This is a genomic window from Flavobacterium sp. TR2 (genome assembly GCF_025252405.1).
In the GTDB taxonomy this organism is placed as follows: Bacteria; Bacteroidota; Bacteroidia; order Flavobacteriales; family Flavobacteriaceae; genus Flavobacterium.
Window position 1 is genome coordinate 2,344,919 of record NZ_CP104307.1, and the last position, 20,961, is coordinate 2,365,879.

A 20,961-nucleotide genomic window follows, 5' to 3' on the forward strand; every position below is an offset into this window, starting at 1 on the left:
GAAATAATTAGAATAGGGAATTAATAAATTTTGAGACGAAAAGAGAAATGAAAACATTACTTAAAAAATTAAATGAGTTTAATATAAAAATTGATTTACTTGATGATAATCTTGATATTCAAGCTCCTAAAGGAGTTATGACTCAGGATATATTAAACGAAATTAAGTTAAATAAAAAGGAGTTAATAGAATTTATTACTTTATACAAAGCAAAAAAAGACAGACCTATATTTATCCCTAAAGTTTCTGAACAATCTAGTTATGCTTTATCTTCTTCCCAGCGCAGGTTATGGCTGTTAAGCCAATTTGAAGGAGGAAATTTAGCTTATAATATGCCGAATGTTTTTGAGTTGGAAGGCAAATTATCCATCCCTTCTTTTCAAAGTGCTTTTTTGTCGCTTATAGAACGCCATGAATCATTAAGAACCCTGTTCAAAGAAAATGAATCAGGGGAGGTTAGGCAAGTGATACTGAATTTGGAAGATATTCAGTTCCAATTGCAATATGAAGATTTAAGCAAAGAAGCCAATTCGGAAGGAAAAATAAAATCTATTATTGAAGAAGAAGCTGCGTATGTTTTTGACTTATCAGCCGATTCCTTACTTCGAGCCAAATTAGTGCGTACCTCACAAGATGTCTATGTATTTATTTGCGTTATGCATCATATTATAAGTGATGGATGGTCATCAGAAATTATGACCAATGAATTATTTGAATTGTATGATGCCCATATAAAAGGAAATCCTAATCCACTGCCAGAACTAAAAATACAGTATAAGGATTATTCTGCATGGCAGCAGGAACAATTGAAGAATGATGCTATGGAAGCCCATAAATCCTATTGGCTGCAACAATTTAATGGAGAACTTACGGTATTAGACTTACCTTCTTATCAAACAAGACCATTAATTAAAACCTACAATGGCAACGCTGTAAAAAAACTTTACAAAGAGAGTCTTTTAAATGATTTCAATGAATTATGCCAATCACAAGGGAGCACCTTGTTTATGGGATTACTAACGGCTGTAAAAGTATTATTGTTTAGATATAGCAATCACAGAGATATAGTTGTAGGAAGTCCTGTTGCAGGAAGGGAACATATAGATTTACAAAATCAAATTGGTTTTTATGTAAATACTTTGGCATTAAGAACAGAGGTTGAAGCAAATGACAGTTTTAAAGAGTTGTTGGCAAAAGTAAAAGAGGTTACCCTAGGAGCATACGAACATCAAATTTTTCCATTTGATGAGCTGGTGGAGTATTTGCCTCTTGATCGAGATACAAGCCGTAATCCATTGTTTGATATTTTACTTACAGTTCAGAATGATGATTTATTTAAAGTAAGCAGCCAAAAAGAAAGAGAAGTTAAAATTAAAGGATATCAATCTGAAGAAAAAGTTCTAAGCAAGTTTGATTTAGAATTTGCTTTTAAAGAAACAGCTCAAGGGCTGGTTTTAACACTGATATACAACACTGATATTTATTCAAAATATTTTGCGGAAAATATAGTAAGCCATTTTGAAGTCTTATTGAATAGCATTATTGCAAAATCTGAAATTTCCGTTGGTTCATTAGATTATCTGACAGAATCTGAAAAAGATCAGGTGTTGTCAGGTTTTAATAACACAGAAGCAGTTTATCCTAAAGATAAAACAATAATCGATTTATTTGAAGAGCAGGTGCAGAAAACACCAAATAATATTGCAGTTGTGTTTGAAGAAACTGAATTAACTTATCAAGAACTCGACGAAAAAACGAATCAATTTGCATCTTATTTAAGAAAAAACTACGCGATTCAATCCGATGATTTAATAGGTATAAAGCTAGAGAGAAACGAAAAATTTATCATTGCAATTTTAGGTGCGCTAAAGGCTGGTGCGGCTTATGTTCCTATAGATATCAATTATCCGAAAGAGAGGATAGCCTATATGGAAAAAGACAGTAATTGTAAAGTTGTTATTGACCAGGAGGAATTGGAAAGATTTGATGCAGTCAAGGAAAAATATTCTCATAAGAAAGAAGATGTAATTATTAAAAACAATGACCTAGTTTATGTTATTTATACTTCTGGATCTACGGGAACTCCAAAGGGGATTATGATGGAACATATCAGTATGTTCAATCTAATCGTTTTTCACAACAAGCAATTTCAGGACAGTGAGGTTTCTAAAGTATTACAGTTTACAAGCATAAGTTTTGATGTCTCCTTTCAGGAAATATTTACAACATTAACAAGAGGAGCAACCTTATATCCAGTTACAGAAATAGTTAAAACAGATTCAAACGAGCTATCTGCATTTATAAAAAACAATGCTATTGATACGGTTTTTTTACCAACGTCATATTTTAAGATATTAATTGAGGTTAAGCCCTTCTATGACTTATTAAAGTTCAATGTAATAAAAAATATTATAGTTGCTGGAGAACAGCTAATTTTAAGTAATGAGGCGATAGACAGAATTAGTGAATCAGATACAAAACTCCATAATCATTATGGTCCAGCTGAAACCCATGTTGTAACAACAATTACAATAGAAGACAATTACATTACATATAATCCGCCCATTGGCTGCCCAATCTCAAACACCCAGATTTATATACTAGATGAAAATTTGCAATCAGTGGCAATAGGAGTAACGGGTAAAATTTACATATCGGGTACTGGAGTTTCAAGGGGATATTTAAATAAACCAGAACTAACAAAAGAGAAGTTTATTGCAAATCCTTTCAAAGCAGGAGAGCGAATGTATGATACGGGAGATTTGGGCTGCTGGTTATCTGATGGGAATATTGAATTTTTAGGAAGAAAAGATCATCAGGTAAAAATTAGAGGCTACAGAATTGAGCTTGGAGAAATAGAAAATGTTATTTTACAGTATTCAGAGGATTTAAATCAAGTAATTGTAGAGGCCAAGGAAATAAACGGAGAGAAAGTATTAGTTGCTTATTTAGTCTCTGCTGCAGACATTGATAAATCGGAATTGAGAAGTTTTCTGCAGGAAAAATTACCAGATTATATGGTTCCAAGTTTTTATCCAAAATTGGATAAAATGCCCTTAACCACAAATGGGAAGATAGATAGGAAAGCATTGCCAAGCATTTCGGGCGAAGATATTGTAAGAAAAGAATATGTAGCTCCAAGAAATTGGCTTGAAAAAAGACTGGCAGAGATTTGGCAGGAAGTTTTAGGAATCCAAAAGATAGGAGTTACAGATAATTTCTTTGAATCTGGAGGACATAGTATCAAAGCGACTCATTTGGTGTCTATGATTCATAAAGAACTAGGAGTTAAAATTCGAATTAGCAATGTCTTTGAAGCAAGAACAATTGTTGAACTCTCAAAAACGATTGAGGCTTTAAACGAAACCAAATTTACTGAAATTGAGCCTCTGCCTAAGCAGGAAAGTTACCTGACATCTTCTTCTCAAAGAAGATTATGGGCTGTAAGCCAATTTGAAGGCGCTGTAAAAGCTTACAATATTTCTGGTATCTATACTCTTACGGGAAATCTTGATAGAGAGGCTTTAATGTCTGCATTTAAAACGCTTATCGAGCGTCATGAAAGCCTGCGAACAGTATTTAAAGCAGGAGAAGAAGGAGAGCCAAGACAATATATATTATCAGGTGCTGATTACATTTTTAATATTGATTACCATGACTTTAGAAGGCTTGAAGACAAAGAGAATGAATTAAAAAATAAAGTATCGACATTATTAGAAACTCAATTTAATTTAGCCGAAGGGCTATTATTAAAAGTAGACATAATTCAGCTTGAAGATGAAAAATGGGTTTGCAGCTGCATATTACATCATCTAATAAGCGATGGTTTATCTATGGAAATTCTTATAAAAGAGCTATTCTTATTTTACAACATATATGTAAATGGAGATTCCAAGATGCCAAATCCATTGAGAGTTCATTACAAAGATTATGTTGCTTGGCAAAACAAACAATTAGACGACCAAGTATTAAGAGGGCATGGAGATTATTGGATTGAACAATTTCAAGGAGATATTCCTGTACTTAACTTATTAGGAGATAAAGCGCGTCCAAATATTAAAACTTACAATGGGGCTATAAAAGAAAAAACAATAAATGCCTCAAGTTTAAGCACTTTAAAAAAACTTTTTCAAGAAGAAGAAGTTACGCTATTCATGGGATTGCAGGCCATTGTGAATACTTTGCTCTATAAATATACAAATGATCAAGACATTATAATAGGAAGTCAAATGTCTGGCAGAGTGCACACTGATTTAGAGAACCAAATAGGTCTTTACATCAATGTTCTGCCTTTAAGAACTCGATTTAAAGGAGTAGACCGCTTTAGAGAATTATTGCAAAATGTAAAAAAAGGAACGTTAGAAGCTTTTGAGCATCAGCTCTATCCTTTTGATTTGCTAATAGATAATTTAAAATTAAAGCATGACGTCAGCCGTAATCCTTTATTTGATGTAACAGTTGTTTTACAGAATGCAGACTTGGACGAAAAAGTCACATTAGAAAAAATGGGAGATTTAGACATTCAAGTTTACAAAGAATGCGAATTGAATGTAAGCAGGTTTGACCTTAGTTTTAACTTCATTGAAACCCAAGGAGAGCTTTTAACTACTATTGTGTTTAATACAGACATTTTCAATGAGCTTACTATTAATCAATTATTGCAGCATTTTGAAAAAATAGTAGATGTTATTAGTGAAAAACCTGAATCTACTCTAGATGAAATCAATATTTTAAGCCAAAAAGAGACAGAAAAAATTCTTGTAGATTTTAATGATACTGCTGTAGAGTTTCCAAATGATAAGAATATAATAGAATTATTTAAAGATCAAGTAAAGCAGCATCCGCATAAAAAAGCACTTGTGTTTAATGGTGAAGTGTTGACTTATAGTGAATTAGATTATAAATCAGATCAGGTAGCAGTCTTTTTAAAGCAAAATTTCGATCTAAAAAAAGAGGATCTTATTGGTATTGCTTTAGACAGGTCACACCTGTATATTGTTGCGGTTTTAGGAATACTAAAATCTGGAGCAGCTTATGTTCCTATAGATCCTGACTATCCTAGAGCACGTCAAGAATATATCATTTCAGATACAGCAATAAAAATACTAATTACCCAAACAGAATATCTTTTCAATTACGATTTCTATCAAGGAGGTTTTTTTGCAATTGATGTACAATTGAATGACATCCATGTTCCAGATAATCAAATCACTGCAAACTCAGCAGCTAACGACTTGGCATATGTAATGTATACCTCTGGATCTACCGGAACACCTAAAGGGGTTATGGTAGAACAAAAAAGTATTGTCAGATTAATAAAGTCTATGAATTATGTAAATATAGATGCTGAAGATAACATCTTAAGTTTATCGAATTTTGCTTTTGACGGCTCTGTTTTTGACATTTTTGGATCTCTATTAAATGGTGCTACGCTTTATATTCCTCTTAAAGAATGTTTTCTCGATTATGAAGTTTTGGGAGAAACAATTAATCACAATAAAATATCTACATTCTTTTTAACTACAGCACTGTTTAATTCTTTAGTTGATATTAATTTCTCCAGATTTGACAGCTTAAAATATGTATTGTTTGGAGGAGAAAGAGTTTCAGTATCCCATGTAAAACAATTTAAAGAACGCTATAATCAAGTCAATTTAGTCCATGTTTACGGGCCAACAGAAAACACGACATTTTCTTCATTTTACAATGTGGAACATATTGGCGATAATGTTAACACGATACCTATAGGAAAAGGAATCTCAAATTCAGAATGTTACATACTAAATCAAGAAGATTATAAAAAAACAATTCCGCCAATAGGCGTTGTTGGCGAAATATATGTAGGAGGAGCAGGATTGTCAAGAGGGTATTTGAATAATCCTGAAATGACTGCCGAAAAATTTGTACTTCATCCTTATAAACCGAATACGACCATTTATAAAACAGGAGATTTAGGAAGATGGCTTCCAGATGGAAGCATTGAGTTTATAGGTCGAGTAGACGATCAAGTAAAAATAAGAGGACATCGCATAGAATTAGGGGAAATAGAAAATATTTTGTCTAATCATGAAGACCTTGTTTCATGCATTGTCATAGCAAGAGAAACTAAAAATAAGGATAATGAACTCGTTGCATACTATACTAGTAAAGCTAAAGAAATACCAAGCCTTGGAAAATATTTAAAAGAGCAGTTGCCAGATTATATGCTTCCAAAATATTTTGTATGGTTAGAAGCATTGCCTTTAAATTCCAACGGGAAAGTAGATAAGAAAGAACTGCCGATACCAGAACTAGATTTAAACCCTGAAAAAGTAATATTAAAAGCAAGAAACGAAACAGAAGCCAAACTAGTTGAAATTTGGAAAGAAATATTAGATTTTGATCAGATAAGCATCACTGATGATTTCTTTGATTTAGGAGGGCATAGTTTAAAAGTAACCAGATTAATAAGTCAGTTACACAAGGAGTTCGACGTTAAAATTGAACTGAAAAAACTATTCGAAACAACGATATTGCAAGATCAGGCAATGTTAATTGATAATGCTGTAAAAAGTGATTATTATCAAATTCCGAAAGTTGAAGAACAATCCAATTATCCGCTTTCCTCTTCTCAAAAAAGATTATGGATCTTAAGTCAGTTTGAAGATGCCAACACAGCATATAATATGCCAGCGGTTTTTGAATTTACAGGAACTTTAAATTATAATAGTTTAGCATTTGCTTTTGAAAGCCTTATTGAACGTCATGAAAATCTAAGAACTGTTTTTAAAGAAAATAAAGAAGGAGAAGCCAGACAATATATTTTACCAGCTGAAAATGTTGATTTTAAGGTAGCTTATAAGAATCTTCAAGAAGTTACCAATAAAAAACAAAGGTTGGCGGAGTATCTGAAAGATGATGTTGAAACCGACTTTAATTTAGAGTCTGGACTACTATTAAAAGCTTCTGTGTATCAAATAGAAGATGATAAATGGATTTTTAGTTATGTCATGCATCATATAATTAGTGATGGGTGGTCTATGGACATTTTAATTAAAGAACTATTAGAAACATATGATGAATACAACAAAGGTGTAAACATAGAAAAACAAGCTCTTAAAATTCAATATAAAGACTATGCTGTTTGGCAGCAAAATCAATTTAAAGAAGGAAAATTAGAGCTTCATAAAAAATATTGGCTCAAGCAATTTGAAGGAGAATTGCCTGTGCTTCAATTACCCGAAGATAAGCCGAGACCTTTAGTGCAGACATATAATGGTAAAATAATTCAAACAAGAATTGCTGCAGATGTAACAGAGAAACTTAAATATCAAACTAATCAGGAGGGAGCTACTTTATTTATTAGTTTACTCACAATAGTTAAGATTTTATTATACAGATATACAAACTCTCAAGATATCATTATTGGTTGTCCAATTGCTAATAGAGAACACGCAGATTTAGAAGATCAAATAGGCTTTTATTTAAATACGTTAGCACTTAGAACACAGTTTGACAGCACTGATTCATTTAATGAATTATTGCAGATAGTAAAGCAAAATACACTAGAAGCTTATAAATATCAAGCCTATCCCTTCGATGAATTGGTAAACGATTTAAAACTGCGCAGGGACATGAGCAAAAATGCTCTATTTGATGTAATGGTGGTATTGCAAAATGCAACAAATAATCAACTTACTAAAAATAAAGAATACCAGATAGAAGGACTTCATATTTCTGATTTTCAGGATTTTGATTACGAAGTGAGTAAGTTTGATTTATCATTTAACTTCCTAGAAGCCAATGGAGAAATAGAAGCTGGTATAGAATATAATAGCGATATCTATACTGAAGAAACAGCTCAAAGAATGTTGCAGCATTTAGAGCAGGTAATTTTAAGCGTAATAGAAAATCCTGACATCAAAATTAATGATATAGATATTCTAACTGTAACAGAAAAGAAGCTGTTGTTGGAGAAATTCTGTTCTACGGATTCAAGGAATATTTCTGAAAAAACAATTATACAAGAATTTGAAAACACGGTATTGAGATACCCAGAAAACAAAGCATTGTTATTTGACAACAAGTTTTTTACGTATCAAGAGTTAAATGAAAAAGCAAATCAATTAGCGCACTATCTTAAAGCAAAATATACTGTTGGATCTGATGTATTAATTGGGATTGAACTTGAACGAAGTGAATGGCTGCTTATAAGTATGTTGGCAATATTAAAAACAGGATCAGCATATTTACCTATAGACCCGCAATATCCTAAGGCGCGTATAGAATTTATAAAATCTGACAGCTTTTGCAGTTGCATAATTGATGAAGTTGAATTATTGAAGTTTGAACACGATATAGACATACTAGATAAAAATAATTTAGAAAAGGATATTAAAAATTCAGATTTAGCCTATACAATTTATACTTCAGGAACAACAGGAAACCCAAAAGGAGTAATGGTTGAACACGCTAGTGTATTTGATTATTGTTCAACCTTTATCGAAACCTTCAAGATAAATGAATTGGATAGTATCATCCAGCAATCTTCAATATCTTTTGATACCCATGTAGAAGAAATATACCCCGCTTTAATGACAGGAGCAACAATTTTAATGGGAGTAACCGGAGGTAGAGATATTAAAGAAATTCAATATCTAATAGAAGAAGAAAATGCTACGGTTTTAAGTTCTACGCCATTAATAATAAAAGCATTAAATGAGTCTGAGTTTAATGTGAGCAAATTAAGATTATTAATAAGCGGAGGAGATAAACTTAAAAGAAATTATGTCTCTAAATTTCTAGATGCAGCCCTAGTATATGACACTTACGGCCCAAGTGAGGCTACAGTATGCAGTACCTACTATAAAATTAATGACATTTCTGAAAAATGTATCATCGGAAAACCGATAACAAACAGAACCATAACTATTACCAATGATAAAGGACTGCTTCAGCCTGTAGGAATTATTGGAGAAATCAGCATAAGCGGTTCCGGGTTAGCCAGAGGATATAAAAATCAATCCCAATTAACTTCAGAGAAATTTATTGCAAGTGAATTGCACGGCAGAACCTATAAAACAGGTGATTTAGGAAAATGGCTGTCAGATGGGAATATTGAATTTATAGGAAGAAAAGATGACCAGGTAAAAATTAGAGGATATAGAATAGAATTAGGAGAGCTTGAAAATAGTTTGCAAAATCATCCTGCCGTAGAAAGTGCAGCCGTTCTAGCAACTTTAAATAATGAGGGAATTAATGAATTGACAGCCTATTTTGTATTGAAAGAAGAACTGAATATACTCGATATAAGAAGGTATCTGAATAAAATACTGCCAGATTATATGATTCCTTCCAAATATATCAGAGTAGATAAAATGCCATTAAATACGAATGGGAAAATCGAGAAAAAAGCGCTTCCTGAACAAAATGGAAGTCTTTTGGAATCCGGAATTCTATTTGTACCGGCAAGAAATGAAATTGAAAGTAAGATAACGCAAATTTGGAAAGATTTACTTGAAAAAGAATCCATTGGCATTTACGATAATTTCTTCGATTTAGGAGGCGAAAGTTTAAAAACTACACGGCTTATAAATAAAATTAATGAATTGTTTCTAGTTAAAATTAAGATAAAGAGAATCTTTGAAGACCCTACAATATCTGGAATTTCTGAACACGTGAAATTTATGTTACAGCAAAAAGAGTTATCTGAAAACAAAGAACTTCAAGAAATAAATATAGATTAATGAAAGATTTATTAAATAAAATACAAGAGAATAATTTATTATTAAAAGTTGTAGATGGTAAACTAAAAGTGTTTACTAATGGAGCAGACATTGATAAAAATTTAATTGAAGAAATAAAGGCAAGAAAAGAAGAGTTAACAGAAATTATTTTAGAAAATGGAAGCCTTGATAATTCAAATAGTGTAAATAACACTATACATAAAACTCCAGAGTTAAATGGATACCCTTTATCATCATCCCAACAAAGGTTATGGACATTAAGTCAGGTAGATCGCGCCAGTATTTCATATAATATGCCTAGCATCTACGAATTAACGGGCGAGTTTAGTTTTGAAGTATTAAATCAATCTTTTAAAAATTTAATATACCGTCATGAAATCCTTAGAACAGTTTTCAAAGAAGACAAGCTAGGGAATGTAAAGCAGTATGTAAAAAACGTTGAAGAGATAAACTTCTCCCTAGTAGAGATCGATTTTAGAGGAATCAATGCCTATAAAGAGAAACTAGAAACATATCTAGAAAAAGAGTGCGCATTACTGTTTAATTTAGAAGAAGGTCCTTTATTAAGAGGTGTTGTAATTCGTTTATCTAATGAAAGATGGATATTTTGTTTTGTCATGCATCATATTATAAGTGATGGCTGGTCTATTGACGTCATGATGAATGAATTGATAATGCTGTACAAATTAATAGGTGAAAATAGAGCTGACTCAAAAAAGGAACTCGGAATCCAATATAAAGATTACGCCGTATGGCAGCAGGACCAGCTGGCAAATGGTCATTTAGAAAAAGACAAGGCTTATTGGCTGGAACATTTAAAAGGCGATCTGCCAACATTATCCCATTTTGGAGACTTTCCCCGTCCGGCAATAAAAACCTATAACGGAGGAACAGTAGAGCGTAAAATTGACACGGCACTTTATGAGCAGTTCAAAACGTTTTACAAAGCCAATGAAGGCACGTTGTTTATGGGGTGTCTAAGCCTTTTAAATGCAGTATTGCATAAATATACAGGCCAGGAAGAATTTATCATAGGAAGCCCGGTTTCTGGAAGGAATAACACTGTGCTTCACGATCAAATCGGCTTTTATGTAAACACTCTGGCACTTCGCACCGCATTTACATCGGGAGATAGTTTTGAAGCTCTTTTCGGAAAGGTAAAGGAAAATACGCTTAATGCCTTTGAGCACCAAGATTACCCTTTTGATGAGCTTTTAGATGATCTAAACGTTAAAAGAGACTTAAGCAGAAATGCATTATTTGATGTAATGCTAGTAGTTCAAGATTCAAAAGAAAAACTAATAGCAGACATACTAGAAGGAACTTCCTTATCTATTTCGCCTTATAAAAATGAACAACATTTTGGAAGTAAATTTGATTTATTATTCTCATTTGCCGAAGTGTCAGACAGCTTAAGTATAGTAATAGAATACAATAGCGATATTTTCAGTAAAAGCTTGTGTGAGCAGCTCTTGCTGCATATGGAGCAGCTGCTGGAAGGAATAGTGGCTTCTCCAAAAAAAGAACTCTCTGAGATTTCCTGTTTAAATGCATTAGAGAAACACGAACTATTGGTGGATTGCAACACGACAGAAATAGCATATGAAGAAGGGATTTCTTTACTGGGATTGTTTAAGGAGCAAGTCGCTTTGGTTCCAGATAAGACCGCACTGATCTATGGTGAAATCTCGTTGACCTATAGCGAGCTGGATGGTTTGAGCAGCCAATTCAGCCATTATTTAGAGAAGCATAGTGAGTTGGCTTTGGAAGATCTAATAGCCATAGCCCTGCCTAAAAGCCATTGGCAGATCATATCGATTCTGGGCATTTTAAAAGCAGGCTGCGCCTATGTTCCAATCGCTTTGGATTATCCGCAAGAAAGAATAGACTTTATCGTATCTGATACAAAAAGTAAGATTGTCATCACGCCAGAACTCCTATTGGATTTCGAATCCAGCATTGGAGACTATTCCAAGGAAAAAGACATCTGCTCCAGAGATCTGTCCAGCCTGGCTTATGTGATGTACACTTCAGGATCTACAGGAAGGCCAAAAGGCGTTTTGATAGAAGACAGAGGGATTATTCGATTAGTGAAAAAGTCGAATTATATCAATATAGAACGAAGCTCCGTCCTATTGTCTACAGGTTCGTTTTCATTTGATGCGACCACTTTTGAATATTGGGGAATGTTATTAAATGGCGGGACATTGATCTTAAGTGAAGAAGACCTCTTCTTGTCTCCCATAGATTTATCTTCTTTAATAAAAGCCAAAGGAGTCACAATGATGTGGTTTACCTGTGGCTTACTCAACCAGCTAATAGACGAGGCCATAGATGTATTTGAAGGCTTGACAACTGTATTATCCGGAGGGGATCGTCTGTCACCTGTACACATTGGAAAATTACGTTCAAGATATCCTTTGATGGAAATCATAAACGGCTATGGACCAACAGAGAACACAACTTTTTCAACCAGTTATTTGGTAAAAGAAGCAGTTGAAGGAGTTCACACAATTCCAATAGGAACGCCTATAAGCAATAGTACCGCTTACATATTGGATGCAGCCATGTCTTTAGTGCCAAAAGGAGTAGTGGGCGAGCTCTATTTAGGAGGGGCCGGACTCTCAAGAGGATATTTGAATCGGGAGGATTTAACAGAAGAAAAATTTATAGCGTCACCTTTTATCACAGGACAGCGTCTGTATAGAACAGGCGATTTAGTAAAGAGGAATCAAAATGGCGAGATAGAATTTATAGGACGTCAAGACAACCAAGTAAAGATCAGAGGCTACCGTATAGAATTAGGTGAGATTGAACACCTATTGAGTACCTATCCTGGAGTGAATGCTGCTTTGGTAGTGGTAGAAGAGAGTCAAGGCGATAAGTTGTTATTAGGATACATTACCAGTGAAGAAACGATAGCAGAGAGTGTTTTACGCGACTGGTTGTTCCAAAGATTGCCTTCTTACATGGTGCCGAGTTACATACATATACTGGAGCGATTTCCATTAACAGTAAATGGAAAAATCGATAGAACTAATCTGCCAGGCATGACTGGAGTACTCGTAAACAGTGATTCATATATTGCACCAGAGAATGAAACGCAGAAGAAATTGAGTGAGCTTTGGATGGAGATACTTAATGTCCCTCAGGTAGGATTGTCGGACAACTTTTTTGAATTAGGAGGACATAGTCTCAAGGCCACAAAACTAATGAGCAGGATCCATAAGGAATTCAATGTCAAACTCCGATTATTAGAATTCTTCAACCATCCAGATTTGCAATCACAAAGTGCGCTGATATCCTCCAAAGCATCAGTGAGATACGATTCTATCCCACGACTGGAGCAGCAAGATTCTTATCCCTTGTCATTGATGCAAAGGCGTTTATGGATCATGAGCCAATTTGAAGACGCTAATATCGCCTATAATATGTCGGCGGTGTATGTCTTTAAGGGGCATTTAGAGTTATCTTTATTGGAGCAGTCCTTCAAGACCTTAATATCCCGACATGAGATTTTACGCACCTATTTTAAGAAGGATGCCTCAGGAGAAATCCGTCAATACATACAGCCTACTGCTTCCGTAGATTTCAGTTTGGGATCTGTAGATGCTCGTGCGTTCTCAGAGACAGACCTTTCGCAGGCATTATCAAAGACATTAAAAACTCCATTTGACCTGTCACAAGGACCTTTGTTACGCGTTGACCTATATCAAATATCAGAAGACCGCTGGATATTTAGCAGTGTTATACACCATATTATAAGTGATGGCTGGTCTTTGGAAGTGCTGATCAAAGAACTCTTGATACTTTACAATAGTCTGGTAACAGGAGTGTCATTCTCTTTACCGCCATTGCAAATCCAATATAAGGACTATGCTTCTTGGCAGCTGAATACCCTTAGTGATTCCAGTTCAGATCAGGCCTATTGGCTTAATCAATTTTCGGGAGACCTACCGGTTTTAGATCTCTCGGGGGGTAAAATACGTCCAAGCATAAAAACCTATAATGGCGGTGTTTATAACAGCAAGCTCTCTAAAACCTTAAGTACTGCTCTGGCCGCTTTATTGCAAAAAGAAGAAGCCACGCTATTTATGGGGCTGCTGAGTGCGGTGAACGCGTTATTTTACCATTACACCTCTCAAGAAGATATAATAATCGGAAGTCCCATAGCAGGACGTGACCATAGAGATTTAGAAGATCAGATAGGATTTTATGTCAATACCTTGGCCCTTAGAACCCAATTCAGCAAAGAAGACAGTTTTGAAGAATTGTTGTCTAAGGTTAAGACAGTCGTTTTAGATGCCCACGCCCACCAATTATATCCTTTTGATGAGCTAGTTTCAGGCTTAGGCCTGCAACGCGACATGAGCCGCAACCCTTTGTTTGATGTGCAGGTAATCGTTCAAAACAAAACAAGTACAGAGACGATCACCTCACAAGAATTAGAAGGCCTGTCTGTAACGTATTATGAAGGAGAGGTATCGCACACAAGTATTTTTGACCTTGTATTTAACTTTATAGAAAGTGAAGACGGTATCCAGATCAGTACAATCTATAACACGGACGTTTTTGATTATGACTGGCTCGTTCAAATACATAACCATTTAGAAGTGTTGTTAAAAGAGATGTTGGCGAGCTCAACAACATCGCTGTCACAGTTAAGCTGCTTAACAAAGCAAGAAGCGAGCCATCTGCTAGAGAGTTTTAATGCTTTGAAAATTCCTTATGATAGTTCTACAACGATAGTAAATCTTATTGAGGAACAAGTAAAGAAAACCCCAGAAGCTATAGCCGTATATTATGAAGGGATTCGTTTAAGTTATCAGGAGCTAGAAGACCGTTCTAACCAATTAGCCCATTATTTAATAGAAGAATGCGGTGTCTCAGGAAATGATTTAATTGGTATTATGATGGATCGTTCTGAGCTAATGTTTATTGGTATTTTAGCAATTTTAAAATCAGGGGGAGCCTATGTGCCTATCGATCCTGATTATCCGGAATCAAGAAAGTCATACATTCTAAAGGACACTCAAGTAAAAGTCTTGCTGACCCAATCAGACTACATCTTTGATTTAAGCTACTATAGCGGGAACTTGTTTGCCATGGATTTACAATTATTGGGGCTGACGAACTCCAAGCAAGCACCATCAGTATCTATCAACGCAAATGATCTGGTGTATATTATCTATACTTCAGGTTCAACTGGAAACCCCAAAGGCGTTTTAGTGTCTCATGGTAATTTAATTCATTCATTGGCTCCGCGCGAATCTGTTTACGGTACAATAAATCGTTTTTTATTATTGTCCTCTATAGCCTTTGACAGTTCTGTAGCCGGAATTTTCAGTACTTTAAGCACTGGCGGACAATTGTGTGTGACCAAGGGGGCTGACATAAGCAATGTCTCTTTTATAGCCGACTATATTATCAACGAGCAGATTAGCCACTTATTAACTGTTCCTTCCTATTATCGTTTACTATTAAATTCCTTGTCAGAAGGCGGTTCAAGTTCATTAAAAGAGGTTACAGTAGCAGGAGAGCACTGTCCAATAAGTCTAATAACAGACCATTATGCCAGCGCTATAGGGCAATCAGGCTGTAGTTTATTTAATGAATATGGTCCAACGGAATGTACGGTCTGGAGTAGTGTGCATAAATATGCGGCAGGCGAGAAAGTTACATCAACCATAGGCAAGCCAATAGCCAACAGCTATATCTACATATTGAACAAAGAAGATGCCTTGGTTCCGATTGGAGTAATCGGAGAAATCTGCATAGGTGGAGCAGGAGTAACCAAAGGTTATTTAAACCGACCAGAATTAACCGACGAGAAGTTTGTAGCTGATCCGTTTAATGCTGGAGGGAAGATGTATAAAACTGGCGATTTAGGGAGATGGAATGCCAAAGGAGAGATTGAATTTTTAGGAAGGAAAGATGATCAAGTAAAAATTCGAGGCTATCGCATAGAATTAGGAGAAATTCAATATGCTTTAGAAACTTACGAATCAATAGAATCTGCAGTAGTATTGGCCAAAGACAACCCTTCTGGCGATAATGAGCTCTATGTTTATCTACTTGGAGATGAGGCTTTAAATGTATCAGAGCTAAAGAAATATCTAGGAGGTTTATTGCCAAGTTATGCTATTCCATCCAACTACACACAAGTGCCCTCATTTCCTAGAACTCCCAACGGGAAGATCGATACCAAGGCCTTATTATCTATGGAAATTGCAGGATTAGAGAGTGGGGTTGCCTACATCGCACCAAGAACGGAAGAGGAAGAAATATTAGTAACGGTATGGCAAGAGATACTGAACAAAAAGAATATAGGGGTTAAAGACCGTTTCTTTGATTTAGGGGGAGATAGTTTAAAATTAATTCGATTAATAAGCTTGATTGACAGAGAGTTTAATGTAAAATTAGAACTGAAAGATATCTATGAAATTCAATCGCTAGAAGATCAAGTTAAAGCCATAAATGAAGTTAAAAATAGTGAAGTCAAAAATAAAGACATCGCTAATGATTTACTCACTAGGTTAAAAGAACTTAATGTTACTGTAAAAGTAGTTAATGACAAATTAGATGTTAAAGCGCCTAAAGGTGTTATAAACAAAGAGTTATTGAATGAAATCGAAGTAAATAAAGAAAGTTTAATTGAATTAATTGAACAATACTCAGCATCTAAAATAACAGCGGATAAACAGATCCCGATAATAGAGAAACGTGAGAATTATGAATTATCATCTTCTCAAAGAAGGGTTTGGGTTTTAAGCCAGATGGAAGATGGTAATGTAACTTATAATATGCCAGAGGTTTATGTTTTTAAAGGAGAATTAAACTTAGAAGTATTTAATCTCGCATATCAAACATTAATACTGCGCCATGAAAGCTTAAGAACTAATTTTAGAGAAGATGAAAATGGAGAAATTAAGCAGTTTATTAAAGAACAGCAGGACGTTAAGAACAAAATTGCCTTTAAAAACTTAACAGAAAATAAAGAGAAAGCCAACAAGGTAGAACAGCTTATAGATAAACTATGTAATTATAAATTTAATCTTGCTTCTGATGATTTATTAAAATGCACACTATTACAGGTAGAAAATAACGAATGGGTATTTTGCTATGTAATACATCATATCATTAGTGATGGATGGTCGATGGATATCTTAACAAAAGAGCTGTTTATACTGTATAATGCCTTTATTAAAGGAGAAGAAAATCCATTAACTCCACTTCGTATACAATACAAAGAGTATGCTTCTTGGCAGCAGAAACAGTTGCAGGGAATTGATAGTGAGGTGTATAAAAATTATTGGTTGAAACAATTTGAAGGAGAAGTACCTGTATTAAATCTTCTAACCGATAAAAAAAGACCAATAATCAAGACATTTAATGGAGGAACCATTAATAAACAACTTTCTAAAACAGCAATAGAAGCTTTAAAAGAAATAAGTGCCAGAGAAGGAGGCACGCTGTATATGAGTCTTTTAGCAATAGTGAATGTGCTTTTATACCGATATACCAATCAAAATGATATTATTATAGGTAGTCCGGTAGGAGGCAGAACACATTCAGATTTAGAAAACCAAATTGGGTTTTATACCAATACTTTAGCGTTAAGATCTCAATTTAAAGAAAATGACAGTTACTTAGAGCTATTAAAAAAAGTTAAAGAAACAGCTTTAGGAGGTCTCGAGCATCAGATATATCCATTTGATGAATTAGTAGGTCAATTAGATTTACAAAGAGACATGAGCAGGAATGTTTTATTTGATGTGTTTGTAGCATTACAAAATGCAGTAATAAGCAGTGAAAATAGATCATTTTCAGGGTTGCAAATAGAGAACTATAATAAAACAACCGTTAAAGTCACAAAATTTGATTTAACATTTAACTTTAATCAGAGTTCTGACGGCTTATGGTTAAGCTTAGAATACAATTCAGATTTGTTTTATAAAGAAACGGCAGAACGAATCGCTTTACATTTTTTACAGCTAACAGAAAGTATTATTGCCCAGCCCAATAAGTCGATAAGCGATTTAGAGTATATAAATGATTTTGAAAAAGAACAATTGCTTAACAATTTTGGAGCTGAGTCTTCGGCATATGATGAAGAACAAACCATAATATCACTTTTTGAAGATCAGGCAAATAAGACCCCTGACGCGGTTGCTTTATTATTTGAAGAAAAAGAATATACATTCAAAGATCTTCAAGAAAAATCAAATCAACTGGGAAATTATTTAAGAAATAAATATAAAATCCAGCAGGAAGATTTAGTTGGTATTAAGCTGGAGCGAAATGAGTGGATAATCATTGCTATGTTAGGCATCTTAAAATCCGGAGGCGCGTATATGCCTTTAGATCCATCTTACCCTCAAGAACGCATTGATTATATGTTAGAAGACAGTTCTTGTAAACTGCTTATAGATCAAGAGGAGATTTTAACTTTTCAAAATGAAACGCATTATTATAAAGAAGATGCCATTTCTTTTGTAAATGCACCTAGTGATTTAGCGTATGTCATTTATACTTCTGGATCTACTGGAAAACCCAAAGGAGTGATGATTGAGCATAAAAATGTCGTCGCTTTTCTTGAAAGCTGTACAAGCAGGTTTGGACTTTCTAATATGAAAATGCCTTTATTGGCATCTAATGCCTTTGATATCTTTTTATTCGAATCGTTTTATCCTATGCTGACAGGAGGCACTGTGTTAATGCTTCCAAATGAACATATTAGGGATATGTACTTATTGGCAGATAGTCTGAAAAATGTAAATGCATTTCATGCTGTACCGGCGCTGATGTCGCAAATATTAGCTCATATAAAAAGCACCGGAGAAGCAGAAGAATATCATGGAATTTCAGATTTGTTTATAGGAGGAGATAAAGTTTCTAGCAGTGTGCTAAAGGAAATGCACGAAGTGTTTCCAAGGGCGTCTATCTATGAGTTATATGGACCTACAGAAACAACAGTATTTGTTACGGCCAACCATTACTCAAAAAAACATAGTGAAAATAATTATAATGGGGCATTGATAGGTACGCCAAATAAAGCCTCATATACTCAAATTTTAGATAATAAAAACAAATTATGCGGTATAGGCATACCAGGTGAAATTTGTATAGGAGGGAATAGTGTGGCAAGAGGGTATTTAAAAAGAGAAGCATTAACTGCCGAAAATTTTATTGCTAATCCATACAAAAGTGAGCACGATAAAATATATAAAACTGGAGATTATGGAAAGCTGCTTTCAAATGGTGTTTTAGAGTTTATCGGAAGGAAAGATAATCAAGTTAAAATAAAAGGCCATCGTATTGAACTAGGAGAAATAGAGCATGCTTTAAATAGTTTAAGTTTTGTAAAAGAAGCAGTTGTAGTAGTAAAAGCAGTATCAAAAAATAATAATGAATTAGTAGCATATTTAATCAGCGATGAAGAAGTAGAAACAAAATCCTTAAGGAATATGTTACAGAAAACATTAACTGTTTATATGATTCCGACCTATTTTATACAGTTAGATGCATTTCCGCTCACCAGTAATGGTAAAATAGATATAAAGGCACTTCCAAACCCAGAACATTCAGATTTGAAGGATCAAGAAACCTATGTTTCGCCAACAAACGAAATAGAAGAAATAATAGTAGGTGTTTATCAAGAAGTGCTTCGAAAAGAAAAAATAGGCATTAAAGATGATTTTTTCACTATGGGAGGAGATTCTATCAAATCAATTCAAATAGTTGCTCGCTTAAAACAAAGAAATCTCTCTTTGACTATTCAAGATATCTTACTAAATCCAATTATAGAAGATTTATCAAAAGTGGTTAAAAAAGTAGATCGAACGATTTCTCAGGAAACCGTAAAAGATGAGGTTGGTTTAAGTCCAATACAGTCTTATTTCTTCGAAAAACACCCAATAAACCATCATCATTTTAATCAATCAATACTGTTGTTTAATAGTGAAGGGATTAAGGAAGAAGGTGTTCGAAAAGTATTCGACAAAATAATGCAGCATCACGATGCTTTACGAATGACTTATCATAAGTCTGAATCAAATGTTTGGCTGCAGAAGAATAATGGAGAAGAATTAAAGTATGATTTGGAACGATGGAATTATAATGATTTAGACAGTTTTCATGAAAAATGTGAACAATTACAGTCTAGCATAAATATAAATGAAGGGCCGCTAGTAAAACTGGGATTATTTAAAGGTACAGCCGGCGACCATTTGCTAATTGTTATTCATCACTTAGTAATCGATGCTGTTTCATGGAAAATTTTACTAGAAGATTTAGAAATATTGTTTAATCAATATATGCTAGGCGAGACCTTAAAATTACCGTTAAAAACAGATTCATTTATTCACTGGCAGAAAGAATTGCAGCGATATTCTAAGAGTTCAACTTTAGAAAAAGAGCACGCTTACTGGTCAGCAGTAAATACAATCGCAATAGATAAAATTCCTTTGGACAAAAAAGGCGGAAATAATTTTGTGAAGAATGAATCAACTCAATCGTATAGTTTAAACAAAGAGTTAACAGAAACTTTATTGACCAAATGCAATAAAGCATACGGCACAACAATAAATGAAATATTATTAACAAGTTCTGTAACTGCAGTAAAGAAAGCTTTCGATCTTCAGGAAGTTGCTGTTTGGATGGAAGCTCATGGGCGCGAAAATATTGATGCAGATATAGATATCAGCAGGACAATAGGATGGTTTACGTCTATATATCCAGTCGTTTTCAGCCTAAAAGAAGACAAAAATATTTTAGAATTAATATCGGTTAAGGATACTTTAAGGCGCGTGCCTAATAAAGGTATTGGTTACGGCGTATTAAAATATTTAGCATCAAAAGAATATACTTTAAACCCTGAGATTTCTTTTAACTATTTAGGGAATTCTAACGATAGTATAGAGATAAAGGAAGACGCAAAATTATTCGAGATAATGGACAAATACAAAGGAAATGAGAGTTCATTAGCAATGGAAAGAGAACAGATTTTAGATATAAAAGCAATAATATCTGATGGCTGTGTAAATGTAGATATAAGCTATAGTCAAGATCTATTTTATGATGAAACCATAGAGGAAATAATGAAACAAAGTAAAATTAATTTGATCGGATTAATTGAAGAGCTATCAATGGAAAAAGAAGCCTATGCAACTCCTTCTGATTTCACATTTAAAGGGTTGAGTATGCAGGAATTGGAACAATTAAACAAAATTTAATA

2 protein-coding genes are annotated in these 20,961 nt (G+C 34.1%); both read left to right on the forward strand.

Annotated features, from left to right (window positions below):
• Positions 1 to 47 precede the first annotated feature (47 nt).
• Positions 48 to 9,725 (forward strand): non-ribosomal peptide synthetase, encoded by a 9,678-nt coding sequence (locus N4T20_RS10490; RefSeq protein WP_260672949.1) that lies wholly within the window; start codon positions 48 to 50, stop codon positions 9,723 to 9,725.
• Positions 9,725 to 20,959, forward strand: coding sequence for a non-ribosomal peptide synthetase (locus N4T20_RS10495; protein ID WP_260672950.1), 11,235 nt, complete (start codon positions 9,725 to 9,727; stop codon positions 20,957 to 20,959). Before N4T20_RS10490 ends, N4T20_RS10495 begins: the two co-directional genes overlap by 1 nt.
• Positions 20,960 to 20,961: the final 2 nt, after the last annotated feature.